13 protein-coding genes are annotated in these 18,295 nt (G+C 66.7%); all 13 read left to right on the forward strand.

Annotated features, from left to right (window positions below):
* The first annotated feature begins 30 nt into the window (after positions 1 to 30).
* The 13 genes from alaS (at position 31) to sufU (ending at position 18,211) form a co-directional block, all read left to right on the forward strand.
* Complete coding sequence (alaS, locus tag PSRA_RS05520) at positions 31 to 2,709, forward strand: alanine--tRNA ligase (RefSeq protein ID WP_094660909.1); 2,679 nt, start codon at positions 31 to 33, stop codon at positions 2,707 to 2,709.
* 5 nt (positions 2,710 to 2,714) lie between these two features.
* Positions 2,715 to 3,182 carry a Holliday junction resolvase RuvX gene (gene ruvX / locus PSRA_RS05525; protein WP_094660910.1) on the forward strand — a complete coding sequence of 156 codons (468 nt, stop codon included), beginning with the start codon at positions 2,715 to 2,717 and terminating at the stop codon, positions 3,180 to 3,182.
* A gap of 123 nt (positions 3,183 to 3,305) precedes the next feature.
* Positions 3,306 to 4,526: an endolytic transglycosylase MltG gene (gene mltG / locus PSRA_RS05530; protein ID WP_094660911.1), complete on the forward strand. Its 1,221-nt coding sequence runs from the start codon at positions 3,306 to 3,308 to the stop codon at positions 4,524 to 4,526.
* 164 nt (positions 4,527 to 4,690) lie between these two features.
* Complete coding sequence (aroC, locus tag PSRA_RS05535; RefSeq protein WP_094660912.1) at positions 4,691 to 5,884, forward strand: chorismate synthase; 1,194 nt, start codon at positions 4,691 to 4,693, stop codon at positions 5,882 to 5,884.
* Between the two features lie 42 nt (positions 5,885 to 5,926).
* Positions 5,927 to 7,687, forward strand: coding sequence for a bifunctional shikimate kinase/3-dehydroquinate synthase (locus PSRA_RS05540; protein WP_094660913.1), 1,761 nt, complete (start codon positions 5,927 to 5,929; stop codon positions 7,685 to 7,687).
* Positions 7,688 to 7,777: 90 nt separating this feature from the next.
* Positions 7,778 to 8,269 (forward strand): type II 3-dehydroquinate dehydratase, encoded by a 492-nt coding sequence (locus tag PSRA_RS05545; RefSeq protein ID WP_094660914.1) that lies wholly within the window; start codon positions 7,778 to 7,780, stop codon positions 8,267 to 8,269.
* 153 nt (positions 8,270 to 8,422) lie between these two features.
* The gene (locus PSRA_RS05550; protein WP_094660915.1) at positions 8,423 to 10,105 is read left to right on the forward strand and encodes a CTP synthase; all 1,683 of its coding nucleotides are present in this window, start codon (positions 8,423 to 8,425) and stop codon (positions 10,103 to 10,105) included.
* Positions 10,106 to 10,379: 274 nt separating this feature from the next.
* Positions 10,380 to 12,395: a L,D-transpeptidase gene (locus PSRA_RS05555; RefSeq protein ID WP_094660916.1), complete on the forward strand. Its 2,016-nt coding sequence runs from the start codon at positions 10,380 to 10,382 to the stop codon at positions 12,393 to 12,395.
* Positions 12,396 to 12,616: 221 nt separating this feature from the next.
* On the forward strand, positions 12,617 to 14,110 hold the full coding sequence (gene sufB, locus PSRA_RS05560; protein WP_094660917.1) for a Fe-S cluster assembly protein SufB: 1,494 nt from the start codon (positions 12,617 to 12,619) through the stop codon (positions 14,108 to 14,110).
* On the forward strand, positions 14,110 to 15,414 hold the full coding sequence (gene sufD / locus PSRA_RS05565; protein WP_094660918.1) for a Fe-S cluster assembly protein SufD: 1,305 nt from the start codon (positions 14,110 to 14,112) through the stop codon (positions 15,412 to 15,414). The genes sufB and sufD overlap by 1 nt, the downstream gene beginning before the upstream one ends.
* A 6-nt stretch (positions 15,415 to 15,420) precedes the next feature.
* Positions 15,421 to 16,197 carry a Fe-S cluster assembly ATPase SufC gene (sufC, locus tag PSRA_RS05570; protein ID WP_094660919.1) on the forward strand — a complete coding sequence of 259 codons (777 nt, stop codon included), beginning with the start codon at positions 15,421 to 15,423 and terminating at the stop codon, positions 16,195 to 16,197.
* Between the two features lie 59 nt (positions 16,198 to 16,256).
* On the forward strand, positions 16,257 to 17,531 hold the full coding sequence (locus PSRA_RS05575) for a SufS family cysteine desulfurase (RefSeq protein ID WP_094660920.1): 1,275 nt from the start codon (positions 16,257 to 16,259) through the stop codon (positions 17,529 to 17,531).
* Positions 17,532 to 17,602: 71 nt separating this feature from the next.
* Positions 17,603 to 18,211 (forward strand): Fe-S cluster assembly sulfur transfer protein SufU, encoded by a 609-nt coding sequence (gene sufU / locus PSRA_RS05580; protein WP_245834917.1) that lies wholly within the window; start codon positions 17,603 to 17,605, stop codon positions 18,209 to 18,211.
* Positions 18,212 to 18,295 lie beyond the last annotated feature (84 nt).

Here is an 18,295-nt window from a genome sequence, read left to right on the forward strand (position 1 = left end):
CACGAACGCAACACATAAGGAGACGCATACATGCGTACAGCGGAGATAGCATCGCGGTATCTCGACTACTTTGAAACGCGCGGACACCTGGTCGTGCCGTCGGCATCGCTGATCTCGCCGAATCCGACCACCCTGTTCACCATCGCGGGCATGGTGCCGTTCATCCCGTATCTTCTGGGCGAGAAAACCCCGCCGCGCAAGCGCATGGCGAGCAACCAGAAATGCGTGCGCACGCTCGACATCGACGAGGTGGGCAAGACCACCCGCCACGGCACCTTCTTCCAGATGCTCGGCAACTTCTCCTTCGGCGACTACTTCAAGGAGGAGGCCATCCACTACGCGTGGGAGCTCCTGACCACCCCGCAGGACAAGGGCGGCTTCGGCTTCGATCCCGCCAAGCTGTGGGTCACCACTTTCACCGATGACGAGGAGGCCCGCTCCATCTGGCGCAACGAGGGCATGGACCCCGAGCGCATCCAGCAGATGGGCATGGAGGATAACTTCTGGACCACCGGCGGCCCCGGCCCCGGCGGCCCGTGCTCCGAGATCTACGTGGACCGCGGCCCGCAGTTCGGCAAGGAGGGTGGCCCCATCGCCGACGAGAACCGCTACACCGAGATCTGGGACCTCGTGTTCGAGAACTACGAGGTCGACAACGTCAAGTCCAAGACCGACCTGCATATCGTGGGCGAGCTGGCGAACAAGAACATCGACACCGGCATGGGCCTCGAGCGCGTGGCCTACCTGCTCCAGGGAAAGAACAACATCTACGAAACCGACGAGATGTACCCGGTGATCGAGGCCGCCGAGAAGCTCTCGGGCCGCAAGTACGGCGAGGACGCCGACGCCGACGTGCGCTTCCGCGTGGTGGCCGACCACGTGCGCTCCGCGCTGATGATCATGAGCGACGGCGTGCGCCCGAGCAACGAAGGACGCGGCTACGTGCTGCGCCGCCTCATCCGCCGCACCGAGGTCGCCATGCGCCGCCTGGGCGTGACGAGCGAGGTTCTTCCGTACCTGCTGCCGGTGAGCAAGGACGCCATGGCGCCGAACTACCCGGAGCTCAACGAGACCTTCCATGACATCTCCGAGGCCGCGTACGGCGAGGAGGACGCCTTCCGCCGCACCCTCGAGAAGGGCACCACCATCCTCGACGTGGCCGTGGGCAACGCCAAGAAGGCCGGCAACGTCGTGTCCGGCAAGGACGCGTTCGAACTGCACGACACCTACGGCTTCCCGATCGAGCTGACGCTCGAGATGGCCGCCGAGGAGGGCGTGAAGGTCGACGAGGCCAAGTTCCGCGAGCTCATGGCCGAGCAGAAGTCCCGTGCACGCGCCGACGCCCTGAAGAAGCGCGGCAACGTGGACGTGTCGGTGTACGACGAGATCAAGAAGTCGCTGACCGCGCCGCTCGAGTTCGTCGGCTACACCACGTTCTCCACCCGCTCCACGGTGCTTGGCATCGTGAAGGAAGGCGAGGGCGCCGTGCCGGTCGCCGTCGCACCGTGCTCCGTCGAGGTGATCCTCGACAAGACCCCGTTCTACGCCGAGGCCGGCGGCCAGCTGGCCGACCAGGGCCAGATCCTCACCGATGACGGCGCCGTGCTCGAGGTGGACGACGTGCAGAACCCGATCAAGGGCATCACCGTGCACCGCTGCCGCCTCGTCGAAGGCCGTCTGCTGTCGGGCGCCCAGGTCTCCGCCTCCATCGACCTCAACCGCCGCGGCGCCATCGCCCGTGCGCACACGGCCACGCATATGGTGCACAAGGCCCTGCGCGAGGAGCTCGGCCCGCAGGCCACGCAGCGCGGCTCCGAGGACGCGCCGAACCGCCTGCGCTTCGACTTCCAGTGGGGCAGCGCTCCGAGCAAGAGCGCGATGAACGCCGTCGAGGCCCGCGTCAACGACAAGCTGCGCGACAACCTTGCGGTCACCACGCAGGAGATGAAATACGATGACGCCATCGCGCTCGGCGCCATGCACCTGTTCGGCGAGAAGTACGGCGACGTGGTGCGCGTCGTCACGATCGGCCAGGACGGCTGGAGCCGCGAGCTGTGTGGCGGCACCCATGTGAGCAACGTGGGCGTCATCGGCCAGGTCACGATTCTGTCCGAGGCGTCCGTCGGCACCGGCACGCGCCGCGTGGACGCGCTTGTCGGCAAGTCCGCCTACGAGTACAACGCCCGCGAGCACGCCCTCGTCTCGCAGCTGTCCGATTCGCTGAACGCGCGTCCGGACGAGCTGCAGGACCGCGTGGCCAAGCTGCTCCAGCGCCTCAAGGACTCCGACGCCAAGCTCGCCGCCCTGTACGAGCGCGAGCTGGCCGACAAGGCGGTCACCTACGTCGAGAACGCGCGCAAGAGCGCCGACCCGATTGTGGTCGTGGCCGAGAACGTCGGCTCCTTCGGCTCGAACGACGCGCTGCGCAAGACCGCGATGGACATCCGCCAGCGCATCGGTGACGCCAAGCCCGTCGTCGTGGCCCTCGCGGGCCTGACCGAGGCCGGCTCCCCGTCCATCGTCGTGGCCACGAACGCCCCGGCGCGAGACAAGGGCATCAAGGCCGGCGACCTCGTGCGTTCCGCCTCCAAGGTGCTCGGCGGCGGTGGCGGCGGCAAGCCGGACTTCGCCCAGGGCGGCGGCCAGGACGCGACGAAGGTTGCGGACGCGCTGGCCCAGCTCGAGCACGATGTGCGCGCCAAGGCCTGACGCGCATGGCCGTGCATGACGATTCCCAGGTCGATGCCCCGTCCGTGTGGATGGGCGTCGACCTGGGCAACGCGAGGGTGGGCCTGGCCCTGTCGGACCCCGAGCTCACCTTCGCCCATCCGGCCGGGAACATCCGCGCCTACGGCGATTACTCGATGACCGTCGAGGATGTCATCGACCGTATCGAGGACGACCACGTCAGCCATGTTGTGGTCGGCCATCCGCTTCTTCTGAGCGGAAAAGAGGGCGAATCCGCGCGCAAGGCCGGCGCGTGGGCCGACAGGTTGCGCTACAGGCTTGCGGTCGAGGGCTTCGACGATGTCACCGTCGAGCTTCTCGACGAGCGCCTCACCACGGTGACGGCGCACCACCAGCTGTCCGAGGCCGGCATGTCCATGCGCCGGCACCGGTCGAGCGTGGACCAGCAATCGGCCGTCGTCATCCTCCAGACGGCCCTCGACGCCCGTCGCTGAGGGCGGCGTCGAACCGCATCCGCCGGCCGGGAATCCGGCGGATGCAGGGCGTGGCATGCCCATGGCACAAACACACAGGCATGCCTATGGCACAAAAGAGACAAGGAAAGCGGGGACTCGGCAGTGGCCGATGATTTCGATTCGTTCTTCGATGACGACAACTTCACCAAGGTGACGGACGACCGCGATGTCGAGACTCCGGCGGAGGCCGCGCAGTCCGGGCCCGTGCGCAACCGCCGTGAGCTGCGCGAACGCCGCCGCGCCGCCGACAAGAAACGCCGCATGCGCATCGTTTTCGTGGCGGTGTTCCTCGTGCTCGTCCTCGTGCTCGTGGGCACGGTCGTCTCCTTCGCCCACCGCCGCGCCTCGTCGCCCGGCGCCTCCGCCTCGAAAACCACGGCCCAGGCCCTCGACTACTACGACGAGCAGGAGGGCGAGGAGGTGCAGTTCACGGTCAGCTCCGGCGAGGACGCGTCCACGATCGCGCAGCATCTCGTGGAGCAGGACATCGTGAAGACGACGACAGGCTTCCTCTCCGCCGTCAATGCGGCGAACGCCTCCGCCAAGCTGCAGCCGGGCGTGTTCACACTGCACAAGCATATGAGTTCGGCCAGTGTCGTCACGGTGCTCACCGACACCTCCGCCGCGCAGGGCATCCTCGAGGTGCGCTCGGGCGAGACCGTCAGTGATGTCATCCAGGCGGCCGCGCAGGCCTCAGGCATCGACGCGTCCGAGTTCACGGCCGTCATCCAGGCCGGCGGCGACACGATTCTGCCTGCCGAGGCGGGCGGCAGTTACGAGGGCTGGTTCGAACCGGGCTCCTATGTGGTCACCGATTCGTCGCTGACGGCCGGGAACATCATCAAGATGCTCGTGGACGCACGCATCCAGAAGCTTGAATCGCTCGGCATCGCCGAAGGCCAGCGCGAGACGATCCTCATCAAGGCGTCCATCGTGGAGGGCGAATCCAACAGCGACCGGTACCGCGCCAAGGTGGCCCGGGTCATCGAGAACCGACTGGCCGCGAATATGCCGCTCGGCATGGATTCCGTGGTGGCCTACGGCAACGGCGTGACCGGCTCGCAGCTGACGGACGCCATGCTCAACGATTCCACGAACCCGTACAACGACCGCATCCGGACCGGCCTGCCGCCGACGCCGATCAACAACCCCGGCGACGCGTCGATCCAGGCCGCGGTCACTCCGGAGGAGGGCGACTGGCTGTACTTCTGCACTGTGAATCTGGAAACCGGAGAGACGAAGTTCACGGCCAGCGAGGACGAGTTCTACCAGTTCCGCGACGAGTACAAGCAATGGCTCGCCGACAACGGCCTCGACGGCTGACACGGGCTTCGCGCCACCGCCGCCGTCGCTCGGCGGCGGCATACCCACGGTGGCCGGCTCCGATGCATATCGGCGCCGGCCGTCCGCATTCCCGGACGATTTTCCCTTTCGGCGCGGGTCTTACGTAAGATATCCTTTCAGACACGGACACGAAGGAGTAAGCAATGTTGCGTTGGCAGACCGCGGGCGAATCCCATGGCGAGGCACTGGTGGCCATGATCGAGGGCCTTCCCTCGGGCGTCGAGATCCGCACCGACGACATCCGCGAGGCGCTGGCGCGCCGCCGCCTGGGCTACGGCCGCGGGGCGCGCATGAAATTCGAACAGGACCAGGTGCGTCTTCTCGCCGGCGTGCGCCACGGCTCCACGCTGGGCTCGCCGGTCGCCATCGAGATCGGCAACACCGAATGGCCCAAGTGGACCGAGGTCATGAGCGCCGACCCACTGCCCGAGGGCGTGACGCTTCCGCCCGAGGGGCGCAACGCACCGCTGAGCCGCCCCCGTCCGGGCCATGCGGACCTCACCGGCATGCGCAAGTACGGCTTCACCGATTCGCGCCCTGTGCTCGAACGCTCGTCGGCGCGCGAAACCGCGTCCCGCGTCGCCCTCGGCGCCGTGGCCGCGAAATTCCTCGAGCAGGCTCTCGGCATCCGCACGATCGCGCATGTGGTGTCGCTCGGCGGCGTGCATGCCGACGATTCCCTGCCCCTTCCCACGCCCGACGACCTCGAGGCCCTCGACGCCTCCGCCACGCGCACGCTGGACAAGGAGGCCGAGGAGCGCATGAAGCAGCGCATCGACGAGGCCAAGTCCAACGGCGACACGCTCGGCGGCGTCGTGGAGGTCATCGCCTACGGCGTTCCCGCCGGACTCGGCACCTACGTGGAGTCCGACCGTCGCCTCGACGCGGCCCTCGCGGGCGCGCTTATGGGCATCCAGGCCATCAAGGGCGTGGAGGTCGGCGACGGCTTCCTCGAGGCCGAACGCCCCGGATCCCTCGCGCATGACGAAATCGTGTCGGACGCGCAGGGCCATATCTCGCGCCTGAGCAACCGCGCCGGCGGCATCGAGGGCGGCATGTCCAACGGCGAGCCGATCCGCGTGCGCGCCGCCATGAAGCCCATCCCATCGCTGCCGCGCGCCCTGCGCACCGTCGACGTGCTCACGGGCGAGGCCGCAACCGCCATCAACCAGCGCTCCGACGCCACCGCCGTTCCCGCAGCCTCCGTGGTGGCCGAGGCCATGGTGCGCCTGACGCTCGCCCGCTTCGCACTCGAGAAATTCGGCGGCGACTCCGTGGCCGAGGTCCGTCGCAACGCCGAGGCATACGTCGCCTCCTGGCCCGAGCACCTGCGCTAGACACTCGTCGCCGCCCGCCGTCAGGCGGGCGGGGGAGGCATTATGGTCAACCGTCATAAGAATCACACGCACCGCCATTCCTCGCGCCGCCGCCCGCAAGGCTCCGCGCGCCGCCCGCAGCAAGGGTCGCGCCGCGCCGCCCGTGCCGAGCTGGGCGATATCGTCGACCCGCGCCGGCTGCACAACCCGGGGCACCCGGCCGCCGTCTTCATCGGCATGCCGGGCGCCGGCAAGACGCGCATCGGCATGGAGGTGGCCCGTGCGCTGGGCATGGACTTCCTCGACTCCGACGACGAGATCGAACGGCGCGAGGGCATGACGATCCCGCAGATCTTCGAACGCTTCGGCGAACCGAGGTTCCGCGCCATCGAGAACGAGGTCGTCGTCGGACTGCTCGACTCCTTCGAGGGCATCCTGTCGCTCGGCGGCGGCTCGCCCATGCACGAGGGCACCCGCGAGGCGCTGGTGCGCTACGAGCGCGAGGGCGGGAAAATCGTGTATCTTCGCGCCGACCCCGAGGAAGCCATGCTCCGTTCGCAGCACGGCGGCAACCGCCCGCTTCTGGCGGACGACGCACGCGCTACGTGGATGCGCCTGTACGCGCAGCGCGACCCCGTGTACTCCGCCATCGCCACCGTGGCGGTGCCCACGCGCGGCAAAACACCCATGAAAGCAGCAAAGGCAGTGATGGAAGGTATGAACGAAAGAGTTGTGCATGTCACCGGAAGCACGATCGAACCCTACGACGTGCGCATCGGGGCGAATACGATCAGCCATCTTCCGCAGGTGCTCGGCGAGGCGCCCGTGCGCGTGGCCCTCATCCACACGAGCTCGGTGCAGCGCCATTCCGACAAGGCGCGCACGATTCTCAGGCGCGCCGGATACACGGTCAGCGACATCATCATCCCGGACGCCGAGATGGGCAAGACCATCGACGTGGCCAGCAGCATCTGGAAACGACTGGGGCAGGAGGGCTTCACCCGCTCCGACGCCATCGTGGGCCTCGGCGGCGGCGCCTGCACCGACCTGGCCGGCTTCGTGGCGGCCACGTGGATGCGCGGCATCCGCTACGTGAACTGCCCCACGTCGCTGCTCGCCATGGTGGACGCCTCGACGGGCGGCAAAACCGGCATCAACACCGAGGAGGGCAAGAACCTCGTCGGCAGCTTCTACACGCCGGCAGGCGTGCTTGCCGACCTCGACGCGCTGGGCACGCTGCCCAATGACATCTTCGTGGAAGGCCTGGGCGAGGTGGCCAAGTCCGGCTTTATCCGCGACCCGCGCATCCTCGACATCCTCGAGGACCACGCCGGACAGCTGCGCTCCTTCGACTGCACCGACATCAGCCCCGAACTGCTCGACGTCATCGCCGAGCTCATCGAGCGCACGGTCACCGTCAAGGCATACCACGTGAGCAACGATCTGAGGGAGCGCGGCCTGCGCGAGTTCCTCAACTACGGCCACACCCTGGGTCACGCCATCGAGAAGCTCGAGCATTTCCGCTGGCGCCACGGCCAGGCCGTGGCCGTCGGCATGGTGTTCGCCGCCGAGCTCTCGCGCCTGACCGGGCATATCGACCAGGAACTCGTGGACTATCACCGCGAGCTGCTCGGCTCGCTGGGACTGCGCACGAGCTGGGACGGCGGAAGCTTCGACGATGTGCTCGCCCTCATGCACCGAGACAAGAAGGCGCGCGGCAACACGCTGCGCTTCGTCATCCTCGACGACGTCGCCCACCCGATCCACCTCGACAATCCGCCGCTCGACGCGGTGCGCGAGGCCTTCGAGCTCATCCGCCGGTAGAAGCGAAGCGGCGGCGCAGACGGAGCAGACGGCGCGGCCGGCGTTCATTCGCCGGCCGCAGGAAGCCACAGCACAGAAAGGACGGGGCGCATGGCCCAGACAATCCAGACAGGAACGCAGAACTTCGCCGCGAACAAAATCGTGGTGGTTAACGGACCGAACCTCGGCCGCCTCGGCGTGCGCGAGCCCGAGGTCTACGGCAAGCAGGACCTCAACGCGCTGCGCCAGCTGTGCGTGGGTTGGGCCCGCGAATACGGCCTCGAGGTGGACGTGCGCCAGAGCGACGACGAGGCCGAGGTCATCGGCTGGATGCACCAGGCCGTCGACCGCCGCACGCCCGTCGTGCTCAACCCGGCCGCGTTCACGCATTACAGCTACGGCCTGCGCGACGCCGCGGTGCAGGTGACCGACGCGGGGCTGCCGCTGATCGAGGTGCATATCTCGAACCCGGCGGGGCGCGAGGCCTTCCGCCGGTACTCGGTGATCTCGCCGATCGCCACCGGCACGATCACCGGCATGGGCTTCTACGGCTACAAGCTGGCCATCGAATCCATCGCCGTGCTTCTCAAGGCCCGCCACTGAGCTGACGCCACTGAACAAGCCCGCCGCTGACCGCATAACCGGGCCTTGGCGCATCCGCGCCGCCCGCGTGCACGAACCGCCTTTCGGGGCGGCTCCGGTACGCGGCGCGACACGGGTGCGCCTCGTCGTATTCGGCTGTTACTATGGAGTTCCATGGTCATTGAAAATGGAATCTCCCAAGAACACGTCACCAAGCATATTTTCGTCACCGGCGGCGTCGTGTCTTCCCTCGGCAAGGGACTGACCGCATCCTCCCTCGGCCGTCTCCTGCGCAGCCGCGGCCTGCGCGTTCTCCAGCAGAAGCTCGATCCGTATATCAACGTCGACCCCGGCACCATGAACCCGTTCCAGCACGGCGAGGTCTACGTGACCGAGGACGGCGCCGAAACCGATCTCGACATCGGCCACTACGAGCGCTTCCTCGACGTCCCGCTGTCCCAGAAGGCGAACGTCACCACCGGTCAGATCTACCAGTCCGTGCTGCGCAAGGAGCGCGCCGGCGAATACCTCGGCCAGTGCGTCCAGGTGATCCCGCATATCACGAACGAGATCAAGAGCCGCATGCGCGCCCAGGCCTCCGACAAGGTGGACGTCATCATCACCGAGATCGGCGGCACCGTCGGCGACATCGAATCCCAGCCCTTCCTCGAGGCCGCGCGCGAAGTGCGCCGCGAGCTGGGGGAGAAGAACTGCATGTTCGTGCACGTCTCCCTCGTGCCGTATATCGCCTCCGCCCACGAGCTCAAGACCAAGCCGACGCAGCACTCCGTCATGAGCCTGCGCCAGCTGGGCATCCGCCCGGACGCCCTCGTCCTGCGCTCCGACCGTCCGCTCGGCAAGGGCATCAAGGACAAGATCTCCCTGATGTGCGACGTGGACGAGGAGGCCGTCGTCAACTGCATCGACGCCAACTCGATCTACGACATTCCGAAGATTCTCTTCGACGAGGGCCTCGACGCCTACGTGGTGCGCAAGCTCGAGCTTCCGTTCCACGACGTCGACTGGGCCGAGTGGTCCGACCTGCTCGAGCGCGTGCACCATCCCAAGGAGGAGGTCACGATCGCCATCGTCGGCAAGTACATCGACCTGCCCGACGCCTATCTGTCCGTCACCGAGGCCCTCAAGGCCGGCGGCTTCGGCAACTGGGCGAAGGTCAACGTGCTGTGGATCCCGGCTGATTCCTGCGCCACGATGGACGGCGCCGAACGCGAGCTCGGCGACGTCGATGGCATCGTGATCCCCGGCGGCTTCGGCATCCGCGGCATCGAGGGCAAGATCGGCGCGCTGCGCTGGGCCCGTGAGAAGAAGGTGCCGGCCCTGGGCCTGTGCCTCGGCCTGCAGTCGATGGTTATCGAATACGCGCGCGACGTCATGGGCATCGAGGACGCCGACTCCACCGAGTTCAACCCGGAGTGCGAGCATCCGCTCATCGCCACGATGGAGGAGCAGAAGAAGTACGTCGAACAGGGCGGCGACATGGGCCACACGATGCGCCTCGGCGCCTACCCGGCCGTGCTGCGCGAAGGCTCCCTCGTCGCGCAGCTGTACGGTACGACGAACGTGAGCGAACGCCACCGCCACCGCTACGAGGTGAACGTGGACTACAAGCAGCGTCTCGAGGACGCCGGCCTCGTCATCTCGGGCACGAGCCCGGACGGCGAGCTCACCGAGTTCGTGGAGCTTCCCCGCGACGTGCACCCGTTCTACGTGGGCACGCAGGCGCACCCGGAGTTCAAGAGCCGCCCGACCAAGCCGCACCCGCTGTTCAAGGGCCTCGTGGCCGCGGCGCTCGAGCACAAGCACGAGCGCGAAAGCGAGCAGAAGATCGGCGAGTAGGCCAGCGGCGGTTGCCGAGACCTTCTTATCCGCATCCATGGCGGGGCGTCCTTCGGGGGCGCCCCGCCTTTCGTATCCAGGTGTTCGCGCGTCCGCGCGTCCTGGCATGTAGTGCGGTGTGTCCGGGTGGCCGGCGGCGAGGCGTGTGACCAGCGTCACCTTCGCATCGGTTGCATGTGTCGGCGCACAACCGTAGAATCGGAACTAATTCTGTATTTGGCGCGCCCCCGCAAGGGGATGGCGCGTTTCATGTGAAGAGGAGTTCACTACACGCATGGGTGATGAATCGAACGATTTCGATTTCCTGGCGGGTTCCGGCGCAGAGCGGAATGCCGCGGGCCAGAATGCCGGGGGGCAGGACGATGCCGTGCGCGGCGGTTTCGATGCGACGTATGGCGCGGCGGATGCCGCGGGCGATGCGGCAGGTTCCGCCGCCGCATGGCAGCCGGCGCCGCGTTTCGTAGCCGACGATTCCGCCGATTACGCGGGATCGCAGCCGCTTGACGGCGCATACGCCGTCCCCGGCCGCTCGGCGTCCCCCGACGCGGAGACCCAGGTGCTCGGCAACGTCTACGCCGGCGCCGACGTGCCTGCGCAGAACGCCGTCTCCTTTGATTCCATCTCGGATCAGACGTATACGGTGCCCCGCGCGGAATCGTCCTACTCCGTGGCGGATTCCGCGGCTCCCGCCGCCGGTTTCGCAACCGCTGCGGCGACTGCATCGTCCGATGCCGCTTCGACCCGTGCGGATGCCCCGGCCCCGACGGCCGGCGCCGCCTCCGATGGCGAGGCCGCCGCGACGGCGACCAGGAAGCGCCGCCATGTGTGGCCGTGGATTCTCCTGGTTCTGCTCGTGCTCGTCGGCATCGCGGTGGGCGTGTTCGTCGGCACCACGCAGAAGTACAAGGACCGCGCCCTTCCCGGCGTGACGGTCTGGGGCGTGTCGGTGCAGGGCAAAACCCAGTCCGAGATCTCCGACCAGGTGCAGAAGGCCTTCGACGATACGACCGTCACCGTCAGCTACAACGGTGACTCCGCCGATGTGACGCTGGCCGACCTCGGTTATACGATCGACGCCGATTCCATTGCGCAGCAGGCCATGGACGCCAAGCGCTCCGACTCCTTCTTCAGCCGCTACGCCTCGTCCACGAAGGCCGATATCTCCCCCGAGATCGGCAACCCGGCCGAGGCCGATCCGACCGGCATCGGCTCCACCCTCGGCGTGGCCTCGTCCCCGAGCACCGACGCCACGGTGGTGCTCAACGACGACCACAGCCAGTTCGTGACGACCGCCGCCTCCCAGGGCAGTGGCCTGAACGCATCCGACGCGGCCAAGGAGCTTATCGACGCCATCAAGGGCGGCAACGCCACGTCGCCGGCCCCGGTGAGCCTCCAGGTGGAGGACATCGATCCGAGCGTCACCGACGACATCGCCTCCTCCGCGGCCGACACCCTGAACGCGCTGATCGCCAGCCCGGTCACCATCGCCGGCAATGGCGGCGACATCACGACGCTCGGCGCCGACGCCCTTGCCGCCTGCATGCGCGTCGAGCCCGACCAGGACGCAGACCTGTCGAGCACCGAGACCCGAAACGGGTACGTGGTGTTCGACGCCGACAAACTGCAGGACTACTACGACACCCAGATCAAGGCGAACTACCAGCCCACCGAGGAGGACCGCAACGTCATCGTGAATAACAACGGCGACGTGTTGCAGGCCAATTCCGAAGGACATCCGGGCGTCACGGTCGCCGACGGCGGCGACCGTGACGTCGGCACGGATGGCGTCAAGGCCTTCGCCAACGGTTCGGGCACCGTCACGATCGACGCGACCGTGACTCCGATGAACACGACGCAGACCAAGCGCCATGTCGTGATCGACCTGTCCGACAAGAAGCTGTACGCGTACGAGAACGACCAGGTCATCAAGACCTTCAACATCGCCGACGGCGCCGGCATAGCCGCGGACGGCAGCTGCACCGGCGACCTGTGCACGCCGACCGGCGACTTCACCATCTGGTGGAAGCTCGACTCCCAGGACATGAAGGGTACGCTGACGCTCTCCAACGGCTCCACCACATCGTGGAACGCCCCTGGTGTCAAGTACGTCAACTACTTCTCCCACTCGGGATGCGCCATCCACCGCATCAACTCCACCTACGCCATCAACGACGCCGACGTGCCCACCTCGGGTGCCGAGTCGCACGGCTGCGTCGGCCTGGGCTGGGACGTGGCCGAATGGTTCTACAACTGGTGCCTGTACGGAACCTCCGTGCATATCCAGCAATAGCGAGGGTTAGCTCCCAGGGCGTCTTCCGGAAGGAAGGCGCCCTTTTTGTTTTTCTTTGTTTCCGCGCGCCTCCACGATGTCCGCGATGCGGTTTTCGCGCACGACGTAATCACGGCAAAATCGGCCGGACCCTTCCCAATCCGGCCGCGAGCTGTTAGGGTAGGCTGTCAGTGACGGGGGTGGCCGGCGGATGCCGGCGCCCCATCGATAAGGAGGTGCATATGGCCGAGAACGCCGGCAAACAGGCTGCTGACGTGGAGATGAGCCAGTATGTGGCCGACCGTGCGCGAGTGAACGAGGAGAAGATCCGCCAGGACGACGAGATCATCAACGAGTTCGGGGATTATACCTATGGATGGCATGATTCCGACGCGGCGGGCCAGGCGGCGAAGAAGGGAATCAGCGAGGACGTGGTCCGCGCCATTTCCGCCGACAAGAACGAGCCGAAGTGGATGCTCGACTACAGGCTCCAGGGGTATCGCGACTTCGTGAACCGCCCCATGCCCCAGTGGGGCGTCGACCTCAAGAGCTTCGACGCGGATGACTTCAAGTACTACGTCAAGCCGATCGACAAACAGGCCCAGACATGGGACGACCTTCCCACGGATATCAGAAACACGTATGACAAACTCGGCATCCCCGAGGCCGAGAAGAAGCGCCTCGTTTCCGGCGTGGCCGCGCAGTACGAGTCCGAGGTCATCTACAACTCCATCCAGGAGGACCTGCGCAAGCAGGGCGTGATCTTCGTCGACACCGACACGGCCGTGCGCGAATACCCCGACCTCGTGCGCAAGTACTTCGGCAAGTGCATCCCGAGCAACGACAACAAGTTCGCGGCCCTCAACACGGCCGCGTGGTCCGGCGGCTCTTTCGTGTATGTTCCCAAGGGCGTGCACGTCGACATTCCGCTGCAGGCGTACTTCCGCATCAACACGCCGAACATGGGCCAGTTCGAGCGCACGCTGATCATCGCCGACGAAGGCTCCTACGTTCATTATGTGGAAGGCTGCACGGCCCCGATCTACTCCACCGACTCGCTGCACTCCGGCGTGGTGGAGATCTTCGTCGAGCCGCACGCCCGCGTGCGCTACACCACCGTGCAGAACTGGTCGAACAACGTGTACAACCTCGTGACCCAGCGCGCCTATGTGCGCGAGGGCGGCACGATGGAATGGGTCGACGGCAACATCGGCTCCAAGGCCACGATGAAATACCCCGCGTGCATCCTCGCCGAGCCCTACGCCAGCGGCTCGACGATGTCTCTGAGCTTCGCATCGGAAGGCCAGTACCAGGACACGGGCGCCAAGATGATCCACCTGGCACCGCATACGAGTTCGCAAATCGTGGCGAAGTCCATCTCCCGCGCCGGCGGCCGCTCCGCCTACCGCGGCCTGGTGAAAATCGTCAAGGGCGCGGAGGGCTCCAGCTCCTCCGTGGTCTGCGACGCGCTTCTGGTGGACGAGTTCTCCCGCTCCGACACGTACCCGCATGTGGATGTGCGCGAGGACGACGTGCGCATGGCGCACGAGGCCACCGTGTCGAAGGTCTCCGAAGACCAGCTCTTCTACCTCATGAGCCGCGGCCTGAGCGAGGACGAGGCGATGGGAATGATCGTGCGCGGCTTCGTCGAGCCGATTTCGCGCGAGCTGCCGATGGAATACGCCCTCGAGCTCAACAGGCTCGTGGAGCTTCAGATGGAAGGATCGGTGGGCTGATGTCCGACGCAGATTCCCAGAACGCATCCGAGAAGACGATTCACGAGGTCACCATGCCGGTGGCCGATCCGAAGGACCCGTATGCCATGCCCGCGCTCATGCCGTCGAGCGCCGACCGCGCCCTGCGCTCCTTCGAGTGGAAGGACTACGCGGAGCCGACGCGCAAACAGGAGGATTTCCGCTACACGCCCGTCGAGCGCCTGAACGAGTTCTTCGCACCCTTCGAGCCCTCCGGCTCCTGCGAGGTGTCCGTCGAGGCGATCGACGGCTCCGAGCTGCCCGACACCGTGACCGTCGAGGCCGTGGAGAAAGGCACCGCGCCGATGGGCACGGTGGGCAAGCCGGCCGACATCATCGAGGCCGTGGAATGGGCGAGCGTCGACAGCGCGCTCGTCATCCGCCTGCACGGCGTCACCGAGACGCCTGTCCTCGTCTCCGTCGTCGGAAACGACGCCGAGAGCCTCGACGCGCTGCATATCGTCATCGAGGCCGACGCCGGCGCACGCGGCGACGTCGTCATCTCCCATACGGGAAGCGCACGCCTCGACGAGGTCGTGGAAATCGTGACCGGACGCGACTCCGACATCTCCGTCACCTCCATCCAGGACTGGAAGGACGGCTCCAAGCACGTCGGCGGCCACCGCCTGTCCATCGGCGAGAACGCCACGCTGCGCCACAGCGTCGTCACCCTCGGCGGCGACGTGGTGCGCCTGCGCTTCGACCAGGACTTCCAGGGCCCGCAGGGCAAGTCCGATATGCTCGGCATCTACTTCGTGAAATCCGACCAGCATATCGAGCACCGCACGATGGTGGTGCACAACCAGCGCGAATGCACGAGCCGCGTCATCTACAAGGGCGCTCTGAGCGGCGCCGGTGCCCACAGCACATGGGTGGGCAACGCGCTGATCCAGCCGCAGGCGCCGGGCACCGACTCCTACGAGCTCAACCGCAACCTGCTGCTCACGCGCGGCGCCATCGCCGACTCCGAGCCGAACCTCGAAATCGAGAACGGCGAGATCGTGGGCGCGGGACATGCCAGCTCCGTCGGACGCTTCGACGACGAGCAGCTGTTCTACCTCGAGTCCCGTGGCGTGTCCGAAGCCGACGCGCGCCGTCTCGTCGTGCACGGCTTCTTCCGCGAACTCGTCGAGCAGATTGGCATCCCGCAGATCTCCGACACGCTGATGGCGGCGCTCGACGCCCGCCTGTCCGGCGATGCCGCGGCCATCGACGCCGCCGACGAAGCCCTGACCGACCACACGTTCCAGGCCGCCTCCGACGAGGCGCAGTCCACTGAGGAGTAACGAAAAATGTCAACCCTGGTTATCAAAGACCTCCGCGCCTCCGTCGAGACGAAGGAAGGACGCAAGCAGATCCTCAACGGCGTCAACCTCACCATCGAGTCGGGCAAGACGCACGCCATCATGGGCCCCAACGGCTCGGGCAAGTCCACGCTCGCCTACACGCTCGCCGGCCACCCCAAGTACCAGGTCGACGGCGGCGAGGCGCTGCTCGACGGCGAGAACATCCTCGAGATGACGCCGGACGAGCGCGCCAAGGCGGGCCTGTTCCTCGCCATGCAGTACCCGGTGGAGGTGCCGGGCGTGTCGATGACGAATTTCCTGCGCACGGCCGTCACGTCGGTGCAGGGCAAGGCGCCGTCCATCCGCACATGGACGAAGGAGCTCGGCGAATCCATGAAGCGCCTGCGCATGGATCCGAAGTTCGCGCAGCGCTCCGTGAACGAGGGCTTCTCCGGCGGCGAGAAGAAGCGCGCCGAAGTGCTGCAGCTCGAGCTGCTCAAGCCGAAGTTCGCCATCCTCGACGAAACCGATTCCGGCCTGGACGTCGACGCCCTGCGCATTGTGTCGGAGGGCGTGAACCGCGCCAAGGAGAACACGGGCCTGGGCATCATGATGGTGACCCACTACACGCGCATCCTCAAGTACATCAAGCCCGACGTCGTGCACGTCTTCGCCCACGGCCAGGTTGTCGAGACCGGCGGCCCCGAGCTCGCCGACGTGCTGGAGGAGGAAGGCTACGACAAGTACCTTCCCGAAGGAAGCACGGAATCCGCCCTCGCGTAGGGGCGCGCATATCGTCAGGAAACCATCGTAAAAGCCATCGTAAGAAAGCAGTGAAAGGCATGGTTGATTTCGACGCGATCCGCGCCCAGTTCCCGATCCTCGACCAGGAGATCCACGGACATCCGTTCGTGTACCTCGACTCCGGCGCGACCGCGCAGAAGCCCGAATGCGTCATCGACGCCGAAAGCGAGTTCTACCGCACCATCAACGCCGGCGTGCACCGCGGCGCCCACGAGCTCGCCGCGCGCAGCACCGAGGCCTTCGAACACGCCCGCGCGCAGGTGGCACGTCTGGTCAACGCCAACGCCGAGGAGGGCGGCGAGGAAATCGTCGTGACCCCCGGCGCCACCGGCGGCCTCAACGAGCTGGCCATCGCCATCGGCAACGCGAGCCTGGGACGTGGGGGAGAGGCGGCGAAACGATTCGCCGTCGGCCCCGGCGACAGCATCGTGGTGTCGAAGGCGGAGCACCATTCCGTGCTTCTTCCGTTCCAGGAGCTCGCCGCCCGCACGGGCGCCACGCTGCGTTGGCTCGACCTGACCGAGGACGGCCGCGTGCGCACCGACAACGTGGACGAGGTCATCGACGAAACCACGAAGATCGTGGCCGTGACGCATGTGTCGAATGTGACGGGTGCCATCACCGATGTGCCGACGCTTGTCAGGCGCGCGCACGAGGTGGGCGCGCTGTTCATCCTCGACGCGTGCCAGTCCGTGCCGCATATCCCCGTCGATGTCAAGGCGCTGGACGTGGACTTCGCCTGCTGGAGCGCGCACAAGATGTACGGCCCCACCGGCGTGGGCTTCCTGTATGGCAAGCGCGAGCTGCTCGAGGCGCTGCCGCCGGCGAATTTCGGCGGATCCATGGTGGAGCTCGCCTGGATGGACCGTCCGGCGCAGTATATGGAGCCGCCGGCGCGTTTCGAGGCCGGCACGCAGCCGGTGGCGCAGGTGGTGGCCGCGGGCGTGGCCGCCGAATGGATGATGAAGATCGGCGTCGAAAACATCGCCGAGCACGAGCGCACGCTCACGCACGAGCTGCTGCGCATCGGAGACCTCGACGGCTTCCGCATCCTGGGTCCGCGCGACGAGAAGGACCGCATCGGAACCGTGGCCTTCGACGTCGAGGGAGTGCACCCGCATGACGTGGGGCAGTTCGTCGACGCGCAGGGCATCGCCATCCGCGTGGGACACCACTGCGCGCAGCCGGTGCACAGGCATTTCGGTCTGTACGCGTCCAACCGCGTGTCCTGCGGCGTGTATAACAGCGTGGACGATGTGCAGCGCCTGCTCGATGTGCTCGGCGGTGTGCGCGAGTATTTCCTCGGGCGCTAGGCGGATTTCTCGGGTCGCGGCGTTTCCCGCGGCATGGCTTTGCAGACGATTTTTCGAAAGGTCGTACCGACATGGGTTTTGAATCCGATGGTCTGGACCAGATGTACCAGGAGGTTATTCTCGAGGCCTCCCGCGCACGCAACGGCAGCGAGCATTTCGCGCCCGACCTGGCCGACGAAAGCGAGGACACGCGCGGGGCGGCGGGCGAAGCCGGAGGCGCTGCCGGTTCCGCCGGGGCGTCCGGCAGCTCCACGTTCCAGGTCACGCATGAATACTGCGTGCCCGGCGAGTCGCACCAGTTCAACCCCACCTGCGGCGACGAGGCGACCGTGCGCGTGGAGCTGACCGACGGCTCCGACGGCGGCCCGCGCCGCATCGAGCGCCTGGTGTGGGACGGCCACGGCTGCTCCATCTCGCAGGCGAGTCTGTCGATCATGCATGACCTCGTGGAAGGCAAGACGGTTGACGAGGCCATGCATCTGTTCGACCTGTTCCATGGCCTCATGGAGTCGCGCGGCAAAGGCCTCGACTCGGACGAGGAGATGGACGAGCTCGAGGACGCCGTGGCCTTCCAGGGCGCGTCGAAATACCCGATGCGCATCAAATGCGCCCTGCTGGGTTGGGAGGGCATGCGCGCCTCCACGGCCCAGGCGCTTGCGCGCCTCGACGCGACGGCGTAGAGCCGGTGGCGCCGTTCGCGGCGACTTTCCGGGCGGCGCAATCGTAAGACGGCCAGAACACCGAATGTAGATACAACGGAAGGA

It is taken from the genome of Pseudoscardovia radai (assembly GCF_002259605.1).
Lineage (GTDB): Bacteria > Actinomycetota > Actinomycetes > Actinomycetales > Bifidobacteriaceae > Pseudoscardovia > Pseudoscardovia radai.

Excerpts from the sequence above, each read along its gene's own strand:
- alaS (WP_094660909.1), top strand. The coding sequence starts at position 31 with ATGCGTACAGCGGAGATAGCATCGCGGTATCTCGACTACTTTGAAACG.
- ruvX (WP_094660910.1), top strand. The coding sequence starts at position 2,715 with ATGGCCGTGCATGACGATTCCCAGGTCGATGCCCCGTCCGTGTGGATG.
- aroC (WP_094660912.1), top strand. The coding sequence starts at position 4,691 with ATGTTGCGTTGGCAGACCGCGGGCGAATCCCATGGCGAGGCACTGGTG.
- PSRA_RS05540 (WP_094660913.1), top strand. The coding sequence starts at position 5,927 with ATGGTCAACCGTCATAAGAATCACACGCACCGCCATTCCTCGCGCCGC.
- PSRA_RS05545 (WP_094660914.1), top strand. The coding sequence starts at position 7,778 with ATGGCCCAGACAATCCAGACAGGAACGCAGAACTTCGCCGCGAACAAA.
- PSRA_RS05550 (WP_094660915.1), top strand. The coding sequence starts at position 8,423 with ATGGTCATTGAAAATGGAATCTCCCAAGAACACGTCACCAAGCATATT.
- PSRA_RS05555 (WP_094660916.1), top strand. The coding sequence starts at position 10,380 with ATGGGTGATGAATCGAACGATTTCGATTTCCTGGCGGGTTCCGGCGCA.
- sufB (WP_094660917.1), top strand. The coding sequence starts at position 12,617 with ATGGCCGAGAACGCCGGCAAACAGGCTGCTGACGTGGAGATGAGCCAG.
- sufD (WP_094660918.1), top strand. The coding sequence starts at position 14,110 with ATGTCCGACGCAGATTCCCAGAACGCATCCGAGAAGACGATTCACGAG.
- sufC (WP_094660919.1), top strand. The coding sequence starts at position 15,421 with ATGTCAACCCTGGTTATCAAAGACCTCCGCGCCTCCGTCGAGACGAAG.
- PSRA_RS05575 (WP_094660920.1), top strand. The coding sequence starts at position 16,257 with ATGGTTGATTTCGACGCGATCCGCGCCCAGTTCCCGATCCTCGACCAG.
- sufU (WP_245834917.1), top strand. The coding sequence starts at position 17,603 with ATGGGTTTTGAATCCGATGGTCTGGACCAGATGTACCAGGAGGTTATT.